Origin of the sequence: Sporosarcina sp. FSL K6-2383, from assembly GCF_038618305.1 — a bacterium.
Classification (GTDB): Bacteria; Bacillota; Bacilli; order Bacillales_A; family Planococcaceae; genus Sporosarcina.
In genome coordinates this window covers 1,587,294-1,605,503 of the sequence record NZ_CP152017.1, presented here as the reverse complement: position 1 = coordinate 1,605,503, position 18,210 = coordinate 1,587,294, and the positions used below count along the sequence as shown (strand labels likewise).

Annotated in this window: 15 protein-coding genes; 1 reads left to right on the top strand and 14 read right to left on the bottom strand. The window is 43.8% G+C overall.

What is annotated here, in order from left to right:
- The first annotated feature begins 330 nt into the window (after positions 1–330).
- Positions 331–774, top strand: a complete 444-nt coding sequence (locus MKZ10_RS08020; protein ID WP_342509553.1) for a hypothetical protein — start codon at positions 331–333, stop codon at positions 772–774.
- A gap of 383 nt (positions 775–1,157) precedes the next feature.
- Here MKZ10_RS08020 and rpsO read toward each other — a convergent pair whose 3' ends face one another.
- From rpsO to MKZ10_RS07950, 14 genes are all read right to left on the bottom strand, one after another.
- Positions 1,158–1,427 (bottom strand): 30S ribosomal protein S15, encoded by a 270-nt coding sequence (rpsO, locus tag MKZ10_RS08015; RefSeq protein WP_342510090.1) that lies wholly within the window; start codon positions 1,425–1,427, stop codon positions 1,158–1,160.
- A gap of 156 nt (positions 1,428–1,583) precedes the next feature.
- Positions 1,584–2,546: a bifunctional riboflavin kinase/FAD synthetase gene (locus MKZ10_RS08010; protein WP_342509551.1), complete on the bottom strand. Its 963-nt coding sequence runs from the start codon at positions 2,544–2,546 to the stop codon at positions 1,584–1,586.
- Positions 2,547–2,750: 204 nt separating this feature from the next.
- On the bottom strand, positions 2,751–3,710 hold the full coding sequence (gene truB / locus MKZ10_RS08005) for a tRNA pseudouridine(55) synthase TruB (protein WP_342509549.1): 960 nt from the start codon (positions 3,708–3,710) through the stop codon (positions 2,751–2,753).
- An 88-nt stretch (positions 3,711–3,798) separates the two neighbouring features.
- A complete protein-coding gene (gene rbfA / locus MKZ10_RS08000) occupies positions 3,799–4,149 on the bottom strand; it encodes a 30S ribosome-binding factor RbfA (protein ID WP_342509547.1) in 351 nt (116 codons plus the stop codon).
- Positions 4,150–4,171: 22 nt separating this feature from the next.
- Positions 4,172–4,450 carry a DUF503 domain-containing protein gene (locus tag MKZ10_RS07995; protein WP_203246264.1) on the bottom strand — a complete coding sequence of 93 codons (279 nt, stop codon included), beginning with the start codon at positions 4,448–4,450 and terminating at the stop codon, positions 4,172–4,174.
- The gene (gene infB, locus MKZ10_RS07990) at positions 4,447–6,915 is read right to left on the bottom strand and encodes a translation initiation factor IF-2 (protein WP_342509545.1); all 2,469 of its coding nucleotides are present in this window, start codon (positions 6,913–6,915) and stop codon (positions 4,447–4,449) included. Before infB ends, MKZ10_RS07995 begins: the two co-directional genes overlap by 4 nt.
- Entirely contained in the window at positions 6,863–7,240 is a 378-nt protein-coding gene (locus MKZ10_RS07985; RefSeq protein ID WP_342509543.1) for a YlxQ family RNA-binding protein, read from the bottom strand. The genes infB and MKZ10_RS07985 overlap by 53 nt, the downstream gene beginning before the upstream one ends.
- Positions 7,237–7,515, bottom strand: a complete 279-nt coding sequence (locus MKZ10_RS07980; RefSeq protein WP_342509541.1) for a YlxR family protein — start codon at positions 7,513–7,515, stop codon at positions 7,237–7,239. Before MKZ10_RS07980 ends, MKZ10_RS07985 begins: the two co-directional genes overlap by 4 nt.
- A 19-nt stretch (positions 7,516–7,534) precedes the next feature.
- The gene (nusA, locus tag MKZ10_RS07975; protein WP_342509539.1) at positions 7,535–8,722 is read right to left on the bottom strand and encodes a transcription termination factor NusA; all 1,188 of its coding nucleotides are present in this window, start codon (positions 8,720–8,722) and stop codon (positions 7,535–7,537) included.
- A gap of 21 nt (positions 8,723–8,743) precedes the next feature.
- Positions 8,744–9,220 carry a ribosome maturation factor RimP gene (rimP, locus tag MKZ10_RS07970; protein WP_342509538.1) on the bottom strand — a complete coding sequence of 159 codons (477 nt, stop codon included), beginning with the start codon at positions 9,218–9,220 and terminating at the stop codon, positions 8,744–8,746.
- 251 nt (positions 9,221–9,471) lie between these two features.
- A complete protein-coding gene (locus MKZ10_RS07965) occupies positions 9,472–13,785 on the bottom strand; it encodes a PolC-type DNA polymerase III (protein WP_342509536.1) in 4,314 nt (1,437 codons plus the stop codon).
- Between the two features lie 165 nt (positions 13,786–13,950).
- A complete protein-coding gene (locus MKZ10_RS07960; protein WP_342509534.1) occupies positions 13,951–15,654 on the bottom strand; it encodes a proline--tRNA ligase in 1,704 nt (567 codons plus the stop codon).
- A gap of 30 nt (positions 15,655–15,684) precedes the next feature.
- Positions 15,685–16,944: an RIP metalloprotease RseP gene (gene rseP, locus MKZ10_RS07955; RefSeq protein WP_342509532.1), complete on the bottom strand. Its 1,260-nt coding sequence runs from the start codon at positions 16,942–16,944 to the stop codon at positions 15,685–15,687.
- Between the two features lie 115 nt (positions 16,945–17,059).
- Positions 17,060–18,208: a 1-deoxy-D-xylulose-5-phosphate reductoisomerase gene (locus MKZ10_RS07950; protein ID WP_342509530.1), complete on the bottom strand. Its 1,149-nt coding sequence runs from the start codon at positions 18,206–18,208 to the stop codon at positions 17,060–17,062.
- Positions 18,209–18,210: the final 2 nt, after the last annotated feature.

The window sequence follows — 18,210 nt, the reverse complement described above, 5'->3', positions numbered from 1 at the left end:
CCAAGGCGTGATTGATCTATCATTTAACCGACACCATGGCACATTTGTACAGTATACCACTTTATTGTGGATTCTAATATAGGTTGGGGGGAATTGGTCAGATTTTTGTTTATTAAGCTTAAAAAACCAATTAACTGTGTCTCTATTTTAAATTATGTAAAATAAAACCCAATTCACACCTCGAATCAACAGGAAATATGATATAATAGACGGGAATGCGCCCCAAAGCATTCTTTTATTAAAAACTAAAAATTGTTCATAAAATCCATGGATAAAAATAGATCCCAACACAATCGAGGTTTACAACTACTAACGAAAGGAATGGTTTACTTGAACAATAATGAACTTAAATTATTGTTAAAAACAGTGATTGATGATGCTCTGCAAGAAGCTCTGCAGCCAATCAAAGAGGATATTCAGTCCCTTAAAACGGATATAGCAGCGCTTAAAACAGATGTACATGAACTCAAAGTCGATGTAGCAGTGCTTAAAACGGATGTAGAAGTACTTAAAACGGACATGCACAAGCTTAAAACAGATGTACAGGTTCTTGAGTCTGGTCAAGGTGAGCTACACCAATTGACACGTGCCATTTACGACCGCCAAGAGGAAACAGACGCTAGGATGGAATCGTTAACAATGGATGTTCATAAAGCGACTGGCAGTGTGATGTCACTTAAACAAGGGCAAGAGCGTCATGAAAAAATTCTTGGCTCATTAGCTCTTCGCTCCCTTGAACAAGAAACTGATCTACGCGAGCTCAAGCACGCTTGATGATTTGAATCCCTATAAAGAGGACAAGCCCCACAGTAAATTTATACTGCGGGGCTTGTATTTTTTGTTATATCTCTTCCGAAAGATGCTAACTCGACTACCTCGACGAAACTGGACTATCTTTTCAAGGAACTCTACTACGAAATACGAGAACTCGGTTACCCCAGTAAAACTGGACTACCTATTCACCAAACTGGGTTACCTTTTCAACAAACTCTACTACGAAATACAGTAACTCGGTTATCTCGGCAAAACTGAGCTACCTTTTCAAGGAACTCAGCTACGAAATACGAGAACTCGGTTACCTCCCCAAAAATTCCCCTAATCTTTTTCAAGAACATAAAAAAAAAGCGAGCACGAGGCTCGCTTTTCAGATTGTCTTATTAACGGCGTAGGCCGAGTTTAGCAATAAGATCACGGTAACGTTGTACTTCTGTATCACGTAGGAAACGAAGAAGTCTACGACGAGTACCAATCATTTTCAAAAGTCCACGACGTGAGTGGTGGTCTTTCTTATGAGTTTTAAGGTGCTCTGTTAAGTTATTGATCTCTTCTGTAAGGACAGCGATCTGAACATCTGCAGATCCAGTGTCAGTATCGTGAATTTTAAATTCGTTGATCAATTCGTGTTTACGTTCTTGTGTAATAGCCATCCTTTTCACCTCCAAATAATGAAATATCCCCTAATCCCGAGCAAACGTTGGTGATTCGTGTTGCCAAGGAATGGTTCGTGCACATTAGCACTCACTTATGATACCATGACTATTTTTGAATTGCAACAATCACTTTAATGCTAATCCGTCGAAGGCTTAACTTGAACCAGCAGGATCTTCTGTTAGTTCAAGGATTTCTCTTGCTTGCTGTTTATCTACAACCATTTGTTTAATCAATGCGTCCACTGAGTCAAACTTCTCCTCTGGTCGTAAATACTGTATCCAATCAACAGCTGCTTCTTTTCCATATAAATCACCGTCAAAGTCAAGGACATTCACTTCTACTATAGGCGGTATTCTCGATTCATGGAAGGTTGGTTTTACACCAACACTGCATACACCATTGCGCGTTATGCCATCTGTTGTGAATCGCACAGCATAGACACCGTTAGCCGGCAACACTGTATCCGGCTTAGGTAAAACATTTGCGGTTGGAAAACCAAGTAGTCGCCCACGTTTTTCGCCGTCAACAACGACACCAACCGTTCGGAACGGCCTGTCAAGCAGCTCCGCCGTTTCCTCAACGTTCCCTTCAGCCAGTAACTGACGAATACGCGTCGAAGAAACTTTTTCATCATGATCCGTCACTTTATCAATAACTGTCGTGCCGAAAGCCCCGTCCGCCAATTCCGCCATCTGTTCCATCGTGCCAGCACCCTTTGAACCAAAGGTGTAATCAAATCCAGCTGTGACGTGCTTAATCCGTAGCCCTTTCATGAAAATATCCACAAACTGCTTAGGTGAAAGCGAAGCAAGGGCCCAGTCAAATGTTACGATAAAAAGTGCATCAATCCCCATTTCCTCCACTAAGCGTGCCTTCTCTGGATATTGCGTAATATAACCCACCTTTTTGTTTCCATCTCCGAATAAATGCGATGGGTGTGGGTCGAATGTCATCACAGCTGAACGAATACCAAGTTCTACTGCCTTCTTTTTTGCTTCAGCAATGACCGTCTGATGGCCTTTATGTAAGCCATCGAAAAAACCAATGGCCAGCGAGTACTGTTCTGTACTATCAATGTCAATCGTTCCCGGATAATGTAATTTGTAAATATCCATTGTTGCTTCCTCCTTACCTAATCAATTACGCCTCGGCGTAATTGCGTCCAAATTTTGAATTGTGCCCACAGGACGTGGGTATGCAGGCGTTGCGACAGGACGTCGCGAACTTAGACTGCCCGCAATTAACTCCCTTCAAAATTTGTGACATCCGCCGGAGGCTAACTTAATTCAGCAGGGATTTGAACCCACTGAATAGAATGGTTATTCTGCATTCATTCCACCATTTATAGAAGTAGAGGACTTCTGCTGAATTAAGTTCAGCGGAAACATCTTCTCTGGCTTCATAAGTCCCGGCTTCGTAGGATGTTTCCTATACACTGCAATCGCTTTACCCTTCGTTGTAAAAACAATGGATTCATCACTTTGCAATAAGGAATGCTCAGGCAATACTTGACCGTTCATCACTTGATCATACAGGTCTTCACCAATTTCAACACTTAGAAAGTCGGTCAAAGCATCTTCAAGAGGACGCAGAATTGTTGCAATGTTGCCTTCTTCTTGTAATTGCCTTACTTCATCTAACGTGCGACAGTCCACTTGTCTGTATGTCCCTGATGATGTCCTAACGAGTGCTGCCATATGCGCTGGGTAACCAAGTAGTTCACCAATCTGAACGGCTAGCGTCCGGATATAGGTTCCTTTGCCACATGCAACACGAATGCGAAACTGAACTTCTTCCCCTTCGTACAATTGTACAGGGTCAAGCAGTTCAATGTCATGAATCAACACTTTACGCTCCGGTCGTTCCACTTCAATTCCTTTACGAGCATACTCATAGAGCCTACGTCCATTAACCTTCACCGCTGAGTACATCGGTGGAATTTGCGTAATTTCACCTGTCAACTGGGCAAGTGCTTCTTCAATTTGACTTCGTGAAATTTGTTTAATTGCTAAGTCAGATGCAACAACCTCTCCATCTGCATCTTCGGTTTCAGTGGCCGTCCCAATGGATACGACCGCAACATACTCCTTACCAGAATCTGTGACATACTCCGCCACTTTTGTTGCTTGTCCAATGCAAATGGGCAACACACCTTCTACACTTGGATCGAGTGTGCCTGTATGTCCTACTTTTTTTGTCCCTAAAATTTTACGTAATTTAAAAACACAATCATGCGAGGTCATCCCTTTTTCTTTCCAAAGAGGAAGTATTCCGTTCACGTGCATTCTCCTTTATATGTAAAGAGAGGAAGCCGGAAAGTCCTCGTGGACACCGACTTCCTCCGTTTTTTATTAGCTAAATTTCTTCTTATTCATCCTGTCCGTTATTCACTTGTCTGAGAAGTGAGTCGATTCGATTACCGTATGCAACGGATTCATCAAATTCGAATTTAACCTCAGGAGTGATACGGAGTCTGATTCGTTGCCCAATCTCCGTGCGAATAAAACCTTTCGCCTTATTAAGACCTTTTAACGTATCTTCCTTTTCCGAATCTTTTCCTAGAACAGAGATAAAAATCGTTGCTTGTTGAAGATCACCAGTTACTTCAACATCAGTTACAGTAACGAAACCAATTCGTGGATCTTTTACTTTGTTGCCGATGATATCGCCAAGTTCTTTTTTCATCTGTTCTGCGACGCGGTTAGCACGCATTGACATGGATGGTCACCCCAATTCCGTATCAGTAATAGTCGAGCGTCAACTCGGACATTTCCCATTCTGGATTTGACTCCAAAAATCGGATTGCCCGTCTGACTTCTCGTTCAGCCGCATCTTTCGATGAAGCCACGGCAACGACCGCGATAGTAGTCCGTTGCCATAAATCCTGATGATCTATTTCCGCGATAGAGACGTTGTAGGCATTTTTCACCCGATCTGTCATCCTTTTCAAAACGGACCGCTTGTCTTTCAAAGAGGCCGCCTCTGAGATGAAGAAACAACATTCCGCGTAGACGATCATACTCGTTTAATTTCTTCCATGATGTAAGCTTCGATAATATCACCTTCGTGAATATCATCGAATTTTTTAATAGTAATCCCACATTCATAACCTTTTGCTACTTCTTTAGCATCGTCTTTGAAACGTTTTAACGTATCTAATTCACCTTCGAAGATGACGATATTATCACGTAGGATGCGGACACTTGAATCACGTGTAATTTTACCCTCTGTTACATAGCTTCCCGCAATCGTACCAATTTTAGACACTTTAATTGTTGCTCGTACTTCAGCTTGACCGATGACCTTTTCTTCGAATTCAGGATCAAGCATACCCTTCATCGCTAATTCGATTTCTTCGATCACTTTATAGATGACGCGATGTAGTCTAATATCGACGCCTTCTTCGTCTGCCGCACGCTTCGCATTTGTATCTGGACGAACGTTGAAACCAATAACAATTGCATTTGATGCAGAAGCAAGGGAAATATCAGATTCGTTGATAGCACCTGCGCCTGTATGGATGATTTTCACGTTAACGCCTTCAACTTCGATTTTCATCAATGAGGCCGCCATCGCTTCAACCGTACCTTGTACGTCTGCTTTTACAATCAAGTTCAATTCTTTCATTTCGCCTTGTTTCATCTGATCGAACAGATTATCAAGCGTAATGCGTGTTTTCTCAACACGTTGCTCTTGTTGTGCTTCGCTTGCTCTTGATTCACCGATTTGACGTGCCGTTTTCTCATCTTCGAATACAACAAAACGATCACCCGCTTGCGGTACATCACTTAAGCCTGTAATTTCAACTGGTGTCGATGGACCTGCTTCTTTGACACGACGACCTACATCATTAATCATTGCCCGCACGCGCCCGAATGTGTTACCAACAACAATTGGATCACCTACATGCAATGTTCCATCTTGTACAAGAAGTGTTGCAACTGAACCGCGACCACGGTCCAATTGTGCTTCGATAACTGTTCCACGTGCACGAATGTTAGGATCGGCTTTCAATTCGCCAACTTCTGCAACAAGTAGAACCATTTCAAGCAATTGATCAATTCCATCACCATTTAGCGCCGAAATAGGTACGAAGATTGCGTCACCGCCCCATGCCTCTGCTACTAATCCGTGCTCTGTCAATTCTTGCATGACACGATCAGGGTTTGCTGATGGTTTATCCATTTTATTGACTGCAACGATAATTGGAACTTCCGCTGCCTTCGCATGGTTAATCGCTTCAATCGTTTGTGGCATAACGCCATCGTCTGCTGCAACTACAAGAATGGTAAGATCCGTCACTTTCGCTCCACGTGCACGCATTGTCGTAAACGCTGCGTGACCTGGTGTATCTAGGAATGTGATTTTTTTGCCTTTTTCTTGAATTTGGTAAGCACCGATATGCTGAGTGATTCCACCCGCTTCGCCTTGTGTTACTTTTGTATTTCGAATCGAGTCCAGAAGTGTCGTTTTACCGTGGTCAACGTGACCCATGATTGTAACAACTGCCGGACGTTCGATTGGATTTGATACAGTTTCTTCAGTTTCCTCAAAATAAGTTTCAAGGTCTGTTACATCGACACGGATTTCTTCTTCTACTTCTACTTCATAATCTGCACAGATTAGCTCAATTGCATCCTTATCCAGTTCCTGGTTAATTGTCGCCATGACACCCACCATGAACAGTTTTTTGATGATTTCAGATGGTTCACGATGTAGCTTCTGTCCAAGTTCGGCAACAGATAGTGATTCGTAGAATGTAATTTTTTCTGGTAATGGCAATTCCACTTTCGGTTGTGGAGCCGGACGGTATCTTCTACGCCCTTGGTTAATACCACGTGCTGGTGGTCGTCCACCGCGACCGCCACCCGGACGACCTGGACCACCGCCGCCTGCCGGACGGTTTTGTCCACCTTGTGCTGGACGATTATTAGTTGGTGCTGTAGCTCCTTGAGCTGGACGGTTTTGACCGCCTTGTGCTGGGCGATTGCCACCTTGTGCCCCTTGAGCCGGACGGTTTTGTCCGCCTTGCGCTGGACGATTGCCACCTTGCGCTCCTTGAGCCGGACGGTTTTGTCCGCCTTGCGCTGGACGATTGCCACCTTGTGCTCCTTGAGCTGGACGGTTTTGTCCGCCTTGTGTTGGACGATTGCCACCTTGCGCTCCTTGAGCCGGACGGTTTTGACCGCCTTGTGCTGGGCGATTGCCACCTTGTTGTGTCGTTTTTTGACCTACAGCTGGCTTACTTGCAGGACGTGCAGATACTGGTGTATCTTTTTGAACACTAGTTTTCACATCTGTTTTTGGTGCTTGTTGATTATTTTTACTGCCACCAAATTTACTATTAAGCTTCGTAACTGCTTCTTTATCAATTGTTGACATATGATTTGCTACACTCACATTAATCTTTCCAAGCTCATCGATAACTTCCTTACTCGACCGATTCACTTGTTTCGCGTATTCGTGTACACGTATTTTCGTCATTAGCCCACCCCCGGTTAAATTCGTTGAGGAGCCCGGACAACTTACGGGCAAACCCGGCGTCCGTTAGCGCGAGTACAACTCGCGACTCTTTTCCGATTGCATGACCGAGGTCTTCACGACTCCCGAAATCATGCTTCTCAACGTTGTAATACAGACATTTATCAGTTAACTTTTTCATCGTATTTTTAGATGCATCTTCTGAAACAATAACGAGATGCGCACTACCGTTACGAACTTCACGTATGACTAATTCCTCGCCCGTGATAATCATCCTTGCGCGAGCAGCCATACCTAGCAGTTGAAAAATCTTTTTTGGATCATTCATTTCAATGCCTCCCGGCGAATTGCATGAAGGAGATCTTCATATACCTGTTCAGGTACAGCAGTTCCAAGTTGACTTTCAATCGCTCGGTTACGACGCGCTGCCTCGACTGCTTCCTCGGATTTTGACACATATGTCCCACGGCCTGATTTCTTACCTGTGAGATCCACTGAAACTTCTCCTTCTTTCGGACGAACGATACGAATCATTTCCTTTTTAGGAAACATTTCACCCGTTGCCGCGCATTTACGCAAAGGAACTTTTTTCATGTTAGCCATGTGTGGTCATCCTTTCTTCTCAGTCTTCGTCGTCCGAATACAGATCGATGGATGTATGATCCAACTCATCTGCCACTTCTTCTTCAACGAAATAAGGATCATTTGTATTTGCAGGCTCCTCTAATTGAGCTTCTGCAACTGACTCGTCGAAGACAGGTGGATAGATGCCTAGTTCACGCGCATCTGTTTCACTTTTAATGTCTATCTTCCAGCCTGTTAGTTTTGCCGCAAGTCTTGCGTTTTGTCCACGTTTTCCAATCGCCAGTGATAATTGGTAATCTGGTACGACAACTCTTGTCGACCTTTCTTCTTCATTGACTTGAACGTCGATTACTTTTGAAGGGCTAAGAGCATTTGCTACAAAGATAGCCGGATCTTCAGACCATTCAACAATATCGACTTTTTCACCATTCAATTCATTCGAAATCGACTGAACACGCGCGCCTCTTGCACCTACACAAGAGCCGACTGGATCGACTTCCTCATTATTCGTATGCACTGAAATCTTCGAACGGTCGCCCGCTTCACGTGCAATCGATTTGATTTCAACGATGCCTTCATAGATTTCAGGCACTTCGACTTCAAATAACCTACGTAGAAGTCCCGGATGTGTCCGTGAAACGAACACTTGTGGACCGCGTGATGTGCGTTCAACTTTTGTAATATACACTTTGATACGATCATGTGGTTGATAGGATTCGGTTGGGATTTGTTCGCCAATCGGCAAAACAGCTTCAACCTTGCCAAGCCCCACATATAAATTACGTGCGTCGAGACGCTCGATAATACCATTGACGATATCATCTTCTCTGTCGACATATTCTTCATAAATAATGCCACGCTCTGCTTCTCTTACACGTTGTGTCACAACTTGCTTAGCAGTTTGTGCTGCGATACGTCCGAAATCACGTGGTGTTACTTCTTGCTCGACGATATCTGCCAGTTCATAAGCCGGGTTAATCTTTTGTGCATCTTCAAGTGAGATATACAAACGATCATCCTCAACCTCCTCGACGACATCCTTGCGGGAATAGACTTTCATCGTTCCTTTATCGAGGTTCAAATCAACTCGCACGTTTTGCGCTTGATTGAAATTTCGTTTATAGGCAGTTACAAGTGCTGCTTCGATTGCTTCTACTAAGACGTCCCTAGAAATTCCTTTTTGCTTTTCGAGGGCTGTCAATGCATCGAGTAGATCACTACTCATGTTAATCACTCCTACATTCAATTATGCGGAAAAGTCGATTGCCAAACGGGCAAGTGCGATTTTTTCCTTGTCAATCACAACAGTCACTTTTCTCGTCTTAATACGCATTTCCACTTCCACAGTATCCACTTCGTTTGCTAATAGATAGCCTTCGAATTCCTTCAACCCGTCGATTGCTTCATACGTCTTAATGAATACAAACTGGCCAATCGCTTTTTGATAATCCTCTTCCTTCTTTAACGGACGCTCCGCACCAGGTGAAGATACTTCAAGGAAATAGTTTTGTGTAATTGGATCTGTTCGATCAAGTTCCTCACTCAATTTCTCACTTACTTGAGCGCACTGATCTATATCAATACTTCCCTCTGGATTATCAATATAGACGCGAAGGAACCAGTCTCTTCCTTCCTTCAGAAACTCAATATCGACAAGTTCCAATTTTAACTCTTCCACAATTGGATTGACGAGTTTCTCAATCTCTTCTGTAATTTTACTCATCTTATCCCTCCAAAAATCTTAATCAAATACGCCTCGGCGCATTTGTGCCGGAGGCCAGGGCATGTTAAGGACCCGTTGAATTGGTAAAAAAATAGTATAGAACAACAGAAAAGAGCGGGAAATCCCACTCTTTTTGCGCAAGACTATTACAAAAGTTGTTCCCATCATACCATACGTTACAAAGGCACGCAAACAATGTGATGCAATTGCGCCTTGGCGTAATTGCATCGGGGGACTTCTGCTGATTCAAGTTAGAACAATGACAATTGATTGGCCTCTGGCATACCTTCCAAACAGCCGAGCGTTGTCATGTACTCCACAACCGTTTTCGACACACGTCCACGTTGCTGAAGGTCTTCCTTCGATAAAAACTCTCCGTCTTTTCTCGCTTCCACAATCGAATTGGCGACGTTTGTCCCAAGTGATGGAATTGAGTTGAATGGAGGAATAAGTGTGTCTCCATCAATTAAAAACGTCGTTGCATCCGATTTGTACAAGTCTGGCTTCACAATTGAAAAACCGCGCTCACTCATTTCCAACGCAATCTCCAGAACGGTCAATAAACTCTTTTCCTTCGGTAATGCATCAAGGCCTTTCGCATTGATCTCTTTAATTTGCGCACGCATTGATGCCGAGCCTTTTGTCATTGTCAGCAAATCATAATCCGTTGCACGTATAGAGAAATACGTCGCATAATATAAAATCGGATGATGTACTTTAAAGTATGCAATGCGCAATGCCATCAGAACATAGGCAGCTGCGTGAGCTTTAGGGAACATGTATTTAATCTTTTTACATGAGTCGATATACCAGTTTGGCACGCTTTGTGCTTTCATCGCTTCTTCAAATTCCGGTGTCAGACCTTTCCCTTTTCGCACAGACTCCATAATTTTAAACGCCATCGAAGGATCCAACCCTTGATAGATTAAATAGACCATAATGTCATCACGACAACCGATAACATCGGATAATTCACATGTCTTATTCTGAATCAATTCCTGTGCATTACCGAGCCAAACGTCCGTCCCATGCGATAATCCCGAAATCTGAATGAGTTCCGAAAACGTCGACGGCTTTGTTTCTTCTAACATCTGACGAACAAAGCGCGTTCCAAACTCCGGCACACCCAATGTTCCTGTTTTACAGCCTATTTGCTCTTCTGTCACTCCGAGTGACGACGTACCACTGAATAGCGCCATAACACCTGCATCATCTGGTGGAATCGTCAACGGATCAATCCCCGAAAGGTCTTGCAGCATTTTAATCATCGTTGGATCATCATGCCCAAGAATATCGAGCTTCAATAAGTTATTATCGATGGAATGGAAATCAAAATGCGTCGTCTTCCAACTCGAATTTGTATCATCCGCTGGAAATTGTATCGGCGTAAAATCGAATATTTCCATATTATCAGGCACAACGATAATACCGCCGGGGTGTTGCCCAGTATTGCGCTTAACGCCTGAACAGCCTTGTACAAGACGGTCGATTTCAGCCCCACGGAAAGTATAGCCATTATCATTCATATAGCCACGAACGTAACCATACGCCGTCTTCTCCGCAACCGTACCAATCGTTCCTGCACGGTAAACGTAATCCTCACCGAATAAATCCTTCGTATAATTATGGGCATGCGCCTGATAATCACCACTGAAATTCAAATCGATATCGGGAACTTTATCCCCCTTAAATCCTAAAAATGTTTCAAACGGGATATCTTGTCCATCTTTTTTGAATTTCGCTTCACAAGAAGGACAAACCTTATCGGGTAAGTCATAGCCCGAGCTGACTGATCCATCATCGAAGAACTCAGTTGCTTTACACGTTGGACAGACATAATGCGGTGGTAATGGATTGACCTCGGTAATTTCCATCATCGTTGCAACGAGTGAAGAACCGACCGAACCACGCGACCCAACGAGATAACCATCATCCAACGACCGCTTGACAAGCTTATGAGATATCAGGTAAATAACGGCGAAACCGTGACCAATGATGGACTTCAATTCCTTTTCAATTCGCGCTTCAATAATTTCCGGCAATTGCTCGCCGTAGATTTGGTGCGCCATCGAATACGTCAACTCTCTTACTTCCTCATCCGCTCCTTCAATCGTCGGCGTATATAAGTCGTCTTTAATCGGCTTCACATCCCCGATTCTTTCCAATATTGAATGTGGATTATCTATGACAATCTCTTCTGCCACCTGCTCCCCAAGGAAGGAAAACTCCGCTAGCATTTCATCTGTTGTTCGGAAGTGAACTGCCGGTAGCGTATAGCGATTCATGGGATTGGCTCCACCCTGCGAACGAACGAGCACTTTACGGAATGTTGCATCGGTTTCATCGATATAATGGACATTTCCTGTCGCACAAACCGGTAGCCCGACCTTTTTCCCTAGCTTGATCATCTTGCGCATAATATCTTCCAAGTTCCATTCATCGCGAATTAATTCCAACTCAATCAGATGAGAATAAACAGGTTTCGGATGGACCTCAAGATAATCATAAAACTTCGCAATTTCTTCAACTTCATCTAAAGACTTCTGCATAAGCCCTTCGAACACTTCACCCTTATCACAGCCTGATCCGACAAGTAATCCCTTTCGGTGCTTAACAAGCAATGAGCGCGGAATACGGGGAACCCGGTAAAAGTAATCCATATGCGAATAGGAAACGAGTTTGAAAAGATTTTTCAACCCTTCATCATCTACCGCGAGCAATGTACAATGCGAAGGTCGCGACCGCTTATAAGCATCCCCTTCCCCAATATGCCGGTTAAAGTCATCGAGGTAAACAATTCCCTTTTCTTCTGACTCCTTCATTAGCCGTAAAAACAAATGGGCTGTTGCTTCCGTATCGTAAATCGCACGGTGATGCTGCGTCAGTTCGATATTATATTTTTTCGCCAACGTATTTAGTCGGTGATTCCTCATTTCAGGGTGAATGAAGCGTGCCAGTTCCAGCGTATCAATTACTGGATAAGCAATCGCTGGTAGTCCCGCCTTTTTAGAAGCTTCGTAAAAGAACCCCATATCAAATTTCGCGTTATGGGCTACTAAAATCGAATCACCAATGAATTCACTAAAGTCCTTCACAACGTCTGCCACTTCAGGCGCATCCTTCACCATGTCATCCGTAATACCTGTCAATTCAGTTGTCGTCGAGGATAGTGGGTGATGCGGATTAGCAAAGCGCTCGAACGTCTCAACAATTTCACCATTTTTTAACCGTACCGCGGCAAGCTCGATAATCGTGTCGTACACCGCTGAAAGACCCGTTGTCTCCACGTCAAAGACGACAAAGCTATCATCCTCTAGCTTACGATGCTGTTCATCAAAAACAATCGGCACGCCATCATCGACTAGGTTTGCTTCCAGTCCAAAAATTACTTTTACACCTTGCTTCTTCCCTTCGGCATACGCTTCTGGAAACGACTGGACGTTGGCATGATCCGTAATCGCAATCGCTGGATGTCCCCATTTTGCCGCCTGACTGACGAGCTTAGATGCGGAGACGACTGCATCCATTTGACTCATTGTTGTATGGGCATGTAATTCAATCCGCTTACGATCCGCCGGTGCCTTATCTTGGCGAATGATAGGTGACACTTCCATCACATCTTGCGCCATCATAATGAGGTCTCGAACGAATGTATCGTTTTGAATCCCTCCACGCGCGCGTACCCAAGCTCCTTTTTTCAATGTCTTCATCATTTCTGCATCTTCATTATCACGCGAGAACATCTTCACTAAAATAGAATCAGTATAATCCGTCACTTTAATCGTTAATAGTGATCGACCACTGCGTAATTCGCGCACCTCTGTATCGAAAACAAATCCTTCAATCGTCACGCGACGTTCTTCATCCAGAATATGTTGAATTTCCATAAGAGGCTCGTCTGCTTTAATAGGCGTACCTAAACGGAATGGTCCGGATACAGTGCCACCATTTTCCTTCTTGGATGATTCTCGTTGCACCAAATCTGCAAGCGCTTTTTGACCGTATGCTTCTTCCTCAGCAGCTCGTTGTGCAAGAAACGCAAGTCGTTCCGCCTCCGCGCCATTATCTTCTTCCGTTAATTTGAAATCTATAAACGGTCGAGCGAAGCCGAATGAATGATAGACATCTGCAATCAAATCCGCATACTTGCCCTTCAAGGTTTGAAGCTCCAAATCATTTGTGCACAACAGCATCAGCTTGCCACCAGACATGACCGGCTGCTGGCTCATTAGCCTTTCTCGAATTGGCGGTGACATATCACTTAACTCTTCAATGACGAACGACCAGTAATCGGTCAACATCGTCTCATCGACTTCCGTCGTGCGACAAGTTATTTCCAAACGAACTGTGGCAATCGCTGAAAAAGCTGCGTTGACGCGTTTGCTAAATTCACGGTAAACAGCCGCTGGTAACGGCTGTTTCAATGTTAAGTTAAATTGCCAAAGTCGTGATTTCCGGTGGATATTTACCCGATTCAGCTCGGCTTGTTCAAAGTGGATAGCAAATTGGTCATCCGTCATATCAATCTGCTGCAACAAAATATACAACTTGTTCATAGCATCCATAATCTCTCACCCCTACTTTTTAGATCCGCCGGAGGCCCACTTGCTTCTACTGAAGCAAGCGAGAAGGGAAGTACCGACAACCGGCCTTCCCTTCTCGATATCTATTTTTTACCCGCCGGAGGCTTTATGTATGTTCAACATGTGCCACACGCTGAACGTAGATAATTACGCCCCGAAAAACGCTTGTAGTTTTTCAGTAATTTCTTCTTTTCGCCACTCAAATGATTCTCCGGTTTGTCTAAACTTCACTTCAACAATATCATCTACTGCTTTTTTACCTACAGTTATCCGAACCGGTAAACCAATCAAATCCGAATCAGCAAATTTGACGCCTGCACGCTCTGGTCGATCATCATAAAGGACATCATAGCGATACGATTTCAAAATCGTATATAATTCCTCCGCCAAGCCGACTTGAGTATCATCCTTCACATTTACCGCAATGACATGAATATCAAACGGTGCAAGCTTTGCTGGCCACTTCAAACCATTGTCGTCATTATATTGTTCTGCAACCGCCGCCATTATCCGTGATACACCAATGCCATAACAACCCATGATGAACGGCTTTGCTTTACCGTTTTCATCCAGATATGTTGCCTCCATCGACTCGCTATACGTTGTGCCTAACTTGAAGATATGGCCGACTTCAATCCCTTTAGCAAACCGAATCGTCCCATTGCCATCCGGCGAAGCATCTCCTTCGCGAATAAAACGAAGATCTTCATAGCGATCAACCGCAAAGTCACGTTCTGGATTGACATTTGTCAAATGGAAGCCATTTTCATTCGCACCACAAACACCATTGACTACCGATGCAACTGCATGATCCGCAATTACTTTTAAGCCGATAGGCAATTTAACAGGTCCAATTGACCCCACTCCACATGACAAAAGCTCTAGCACATCTGCTTCATGTGCTAATTCAACCTCTGTCGCACCGAGTACATTTTTTAGCTTAATATCATTAATTTCATGATCCCCACGACTTAGTACTACAACCAGTTCGTCATCCACTTTGAATATAAGTGTCTTAATGAGCCGCTTTACATCCACTTCAAGAAACGACACTACTTCGTCAATCGTCCGTTGATTAGGCGTTGCGACTTTGGTTACTTCTTTCAATGACTCTTCGAGCTTGTCATAGTTCACCTTTACTTCAGCCATTTCAATATTGGCCGCATAAGAAGAGCTATCACTATAAGCGATTGTATCCTCTCCAATGTCTGACAACGCCATAAATTCATGCGTTCCTGTTCCACCAATTGAACCACCGTCTGCAATGACTGCACGGAAATCTAGACCAAGCCTCGTAAAGATATTCGTATACGCCTGCATCATATCCATATACTTGTCGTGCAAGCTATCCTCCGTCGCATGGAAGGAATACGCATCTTTCATGATGAATTCACGACCTCGTAGCAAACCAAAGCGTGGACGTTGCTCATCCCTGAACTTCGTCTGAATTTGGAACATCGTCAGTGGTAACTTTTTGTACGATTTCACTTCATCTCGAACAAGAGAAGTAATCACTTCTTCATGTGTCGCTCCAAGTGCAAACTCCCGATTATGCCGATCCTTCAATCTGAATAGCTCAGGGCCATATGCACTCCATCTTCCCGTTTCCTGCCAAAGTTCCGCCTGTTGCATAGCAGGCATAAATACTTCTACCCCATCGATGGCTTCCATTTCTTCACGAATAATCGTCTCGATTTTCTGAAGCACTCTTTTACCAAGAGGCAGATAGGAATAAATGCCACTCGTATTTTGTCGGATAAACCCCGCACGTAACAACAACTGATGGGATTTAATATCTGCATCAGCAGGTACTTCACGCATTGTTGGTATGAATGTTCGTGATTGTTTCATTAAAATCCCGCCTCAAGTATTTTTTAACTATTATGGAAAGAAAAAGCGTTGAATGTCATTCCAAGTGACAACTAGCATTAAGACCATTAACAGAACAATCCCTACAAAATGGACCATTCCCTCTTTTTGCTTATCAATTGGCTTACCACGCACTGCCTCAAAGAAGAAGAACAGCAATCTTCCACCATCCAATGCAGGCAATGGTAATAAGTTCATAATTCCTAGGTTAATACTTAACACAGCAGCCCAGTTCATAAGATTGTAAATCCCGTACTGTGCAACTTCCTCTGTCGCCTTGTAAATCCCGACAGGTCCCGATAAGTCGTCAATTGAAAATTGACCTGTTATTAGCGTCCCTAATAATTCGAATATTCGAACAATCCAACTAACCGTTTGATCCGCACCATACGCAACAGCCTTCAGCGGATTTTTTTCCATCGGTCGCGTAACACCGAGTTGTCCATATTCTTGTCCTGATTTATCTTTTATCGTCGTTGGAGTGATGTCCAGCTTCGCTAACGAACCGTCACGTTCCACAACCAATTGTAGCGGTATACCCGGACTAGCTTGGACGACCTCCACAAATTCATTCCAGGTGCTAATCGACTGACCATCAATCTCTGTCACACGATCTCCCGCTTCCACGCCTGCCGTATATGCAACGTTATCACTTTGCACATCTGCAATAACCGCTTCCTTTGCCGGAACACCTTGCATCAATCCAAGTGCAAGGAAGATGAAAAATGACAGGATAAAGTTGAATAAAGGACCTGCGAAAATTGCCATTGCTCGACTACCTACAGATTTCGATTCAAACTGTCGGTCATATGGCGCAATCAGCGTTTTCTGCCCTTTTTCATAAATAACAGCTTTTCTAGAGACATTGTAGCGCACTAATTGCCCTTCATCATCATAGCCTTCGATATACAGCTTTCTTTCCAAGTCGGATGTCTCTACTTCTAGAAATAGTACATCTGGATTGGCAACATTACGATTCAAATAAATTTTTTCAATTTCATCTGAAGTATTGATCAGCAAGCCTACACGATACCCAGGCTGTAATTCGACCTTATCAAAATCTTCCCCCGCCATCCTAACATAACCACCAAGTGGCAACAGACGGACTGTGTATAATGTTTCACCTTTTTGAATACCAATAATTTTCGGTCCAAATCCAATCGCAAATTCGCGGACCATAATCCCAGCCTTTTTGGCAAACAGGAAGTGCCCTAGTTCATGAAAAAAAACGAGAGAACCGAATATGATAATAAACGCAATAACGGTTTCCATGAAAAACCCCTTCACTGACCATCTTGGTCATTAATTATCTGCTGAATCAAGATCAATCACGCCCCAGCGTGATTGCGTCGGGAATTTGAACTTCTGCTGATTCAAGTTAAATAACTTACTTTACCATAGCATACACCATTTTTCGAGCAAGTGAATCTGCTTCCAAAATGGTTTCGAGATCTGGAACAGCACTTGTTTGATGAGCATCCATCACACGTTCAATCATATCCTCGATTTGAATAAAGGGAATACGTCCTTGCATAAATAAAGCCACAGCTACTTCATTCGCTGCATTCATCGCAGTTGGCATCGTGCCACCTTCTCTACCAGCAGCATAGGCTAGCCCTAACGCCTTAAAACGCACAAGATCCATTTTTTCGAAATGCAACTTGCCAACTTCCTCAAGACGCAGCGGCTTGGCGTTTTGCATCGCAATACGGTCTGGGTACGTCAGCGCATATTGGATAGGCACACGCATATCAGGTGAACCAAGCTGCGCCATCACGCTTGTATCTTCAAACTCCACCATCGAATGAATGATACTTTCCTTATGTAGTAGGCAATCGATTTGATCATAAGGCATTGCGAAAAGGTGATGCGCTTCAATGACCTCAAGTCCTTTGTTCATCATCGTCGCAGAATCAATCGTTAGCTTATTGCCCATCGACCAGTTCGGATGCGCAAGGGCTTGTTCCAGTGTCACATTGGACAGTTCTTCACGGGATAGATCCCTAAAACTTCCGCCCGATGCAGTTAAAATCAGTCGGGAAATACGTTTTGGATTTTCTCCATTCAACGCTTGGAACAATGCAGAGTGTTCACTATCTACAGGCAACAATGGTACACCATACTTACGTGCTTCCGCCATGACAATATCCCCAGCAGCGACAAGGGTTTCCTTGTTGGCGATGGCAATTGTAATGCCCGCACGGATAGCCTCAAGCGTCGGCTTAAGCCCAACACTACCGATTACAGCGTTGACTAAGACGTCAGCCCTCGTATGCGCGGCTACCTCAATAAGGCCATCTTCTCCATAGACAAAACAAATGGAGGGAAATTCAGCTTGCAATCTGTCTGCATCCTCACGTCTGATGACGGATACCGTTTGTGGCTGATGCGTGAGGGCAATTTCCCTCACCTTATCGATATTCATACCGGCCGAAAAAGATACGAGCTTAAATTTTTCGGGATTCGACTCGATAATATCGAGCGTCTGAATTCCAATCGAGCCGGTTGCTCCGAGTAGACTAATTTTCTTTGTCATCG

Excerpts from the sequence above, each read along its gene's own strand:
- MKZ10_RS07995 (WP_203246264.1), bottom strand. The coding sequence starts at position 4,450 with ATGATCGTCTACGCGGAATGTTGTTTCTTCATCTCAGAGGCGGCCTCT.
- MKZ10_RS07985 (WP_342509543.1), bottom strand. The coding sequence starts at position 7,240 with ATGAATGATCCAAAAAAGATTTTTCAACTGCTAGGTATGGCTGCTCGC.
- nusA (WP_342509539.1), bottom strand. The coding sequence starts at position 8,722 with ATGAGTAGTGATCTACTCGATGCATTGACAGCCCTCGAAAAGCAAAAA.
- infB (WP_342509545.1), bottom strand. The coding sequence starts at position 6,915 with ATGACGAAAATACGTGTACACGAATACGCGAAACAAGTGAATCGGTCG.
- rpsO (WP_342510090.1), bottom strand. The coding sequence starts at position 1,427 with ATGGCTATTACACAAGAACGTAAACACGAATTGATCAACGAATTTAAA.
- MKZ10_RS07965 (WP_342509536.1), bottom strand. The coding sequence starts at position 13,785 with ATGGATGCTATGAACAAGTTGTATATTTTGTTGCAGCAGATTGATATG.
- MKZ10_RS07960 (WP_342509534.1), bottom strand. The coding sequence starts at position 15,654 with ATGAAACAATCACGAACATTCATACCAACAATGCGTGAAGTACCTGCT.
- MKZ10_RS08010 (WP_342509551.1), bottom strand. The coding sequence starts at position 2,546 with ATGGATATTTACAAATTACATTATCCGGGAACGATTGACATTGATAGT.
- rseP (WP_342509532.1), bottom strand. The coding sequence starts at position 16,944 with ATGGAAACCGTTATTGCGTTTATTATCATATTCGGTTCTCTCGTTTTT.
- MKZ10_RS07950 (WP_342509530.1), bottom strand. The coding sequence starts at position 18,208 with ATGACAAAGAAAATTAGTCTACTCGGAGCAACCGGCTCGATTGGAATT.
- rimP (WP_342509538.1), bottom strand. The coding sequence starts at position 9,220 with ATGAGTAAAATTACAGAAGAGATTGAGAAACTCGTCAATCCAATTGTG.
- rbfA (WP_342509547.1), bottom strand. The coding sequence starts at position 4,149 with ATGTCAATGCGTGCTAACCGCGTCGCAGAACAGATGAAAAAAGAACTT.
- MKZ10_RS07980 (WP_342509541.1), bottom strand. The coding sequence starts at position 7,515 with ATGGCTAACATGAAAAAAGTTCCTTTGCGTAAATGCGCGGCAACGGGT.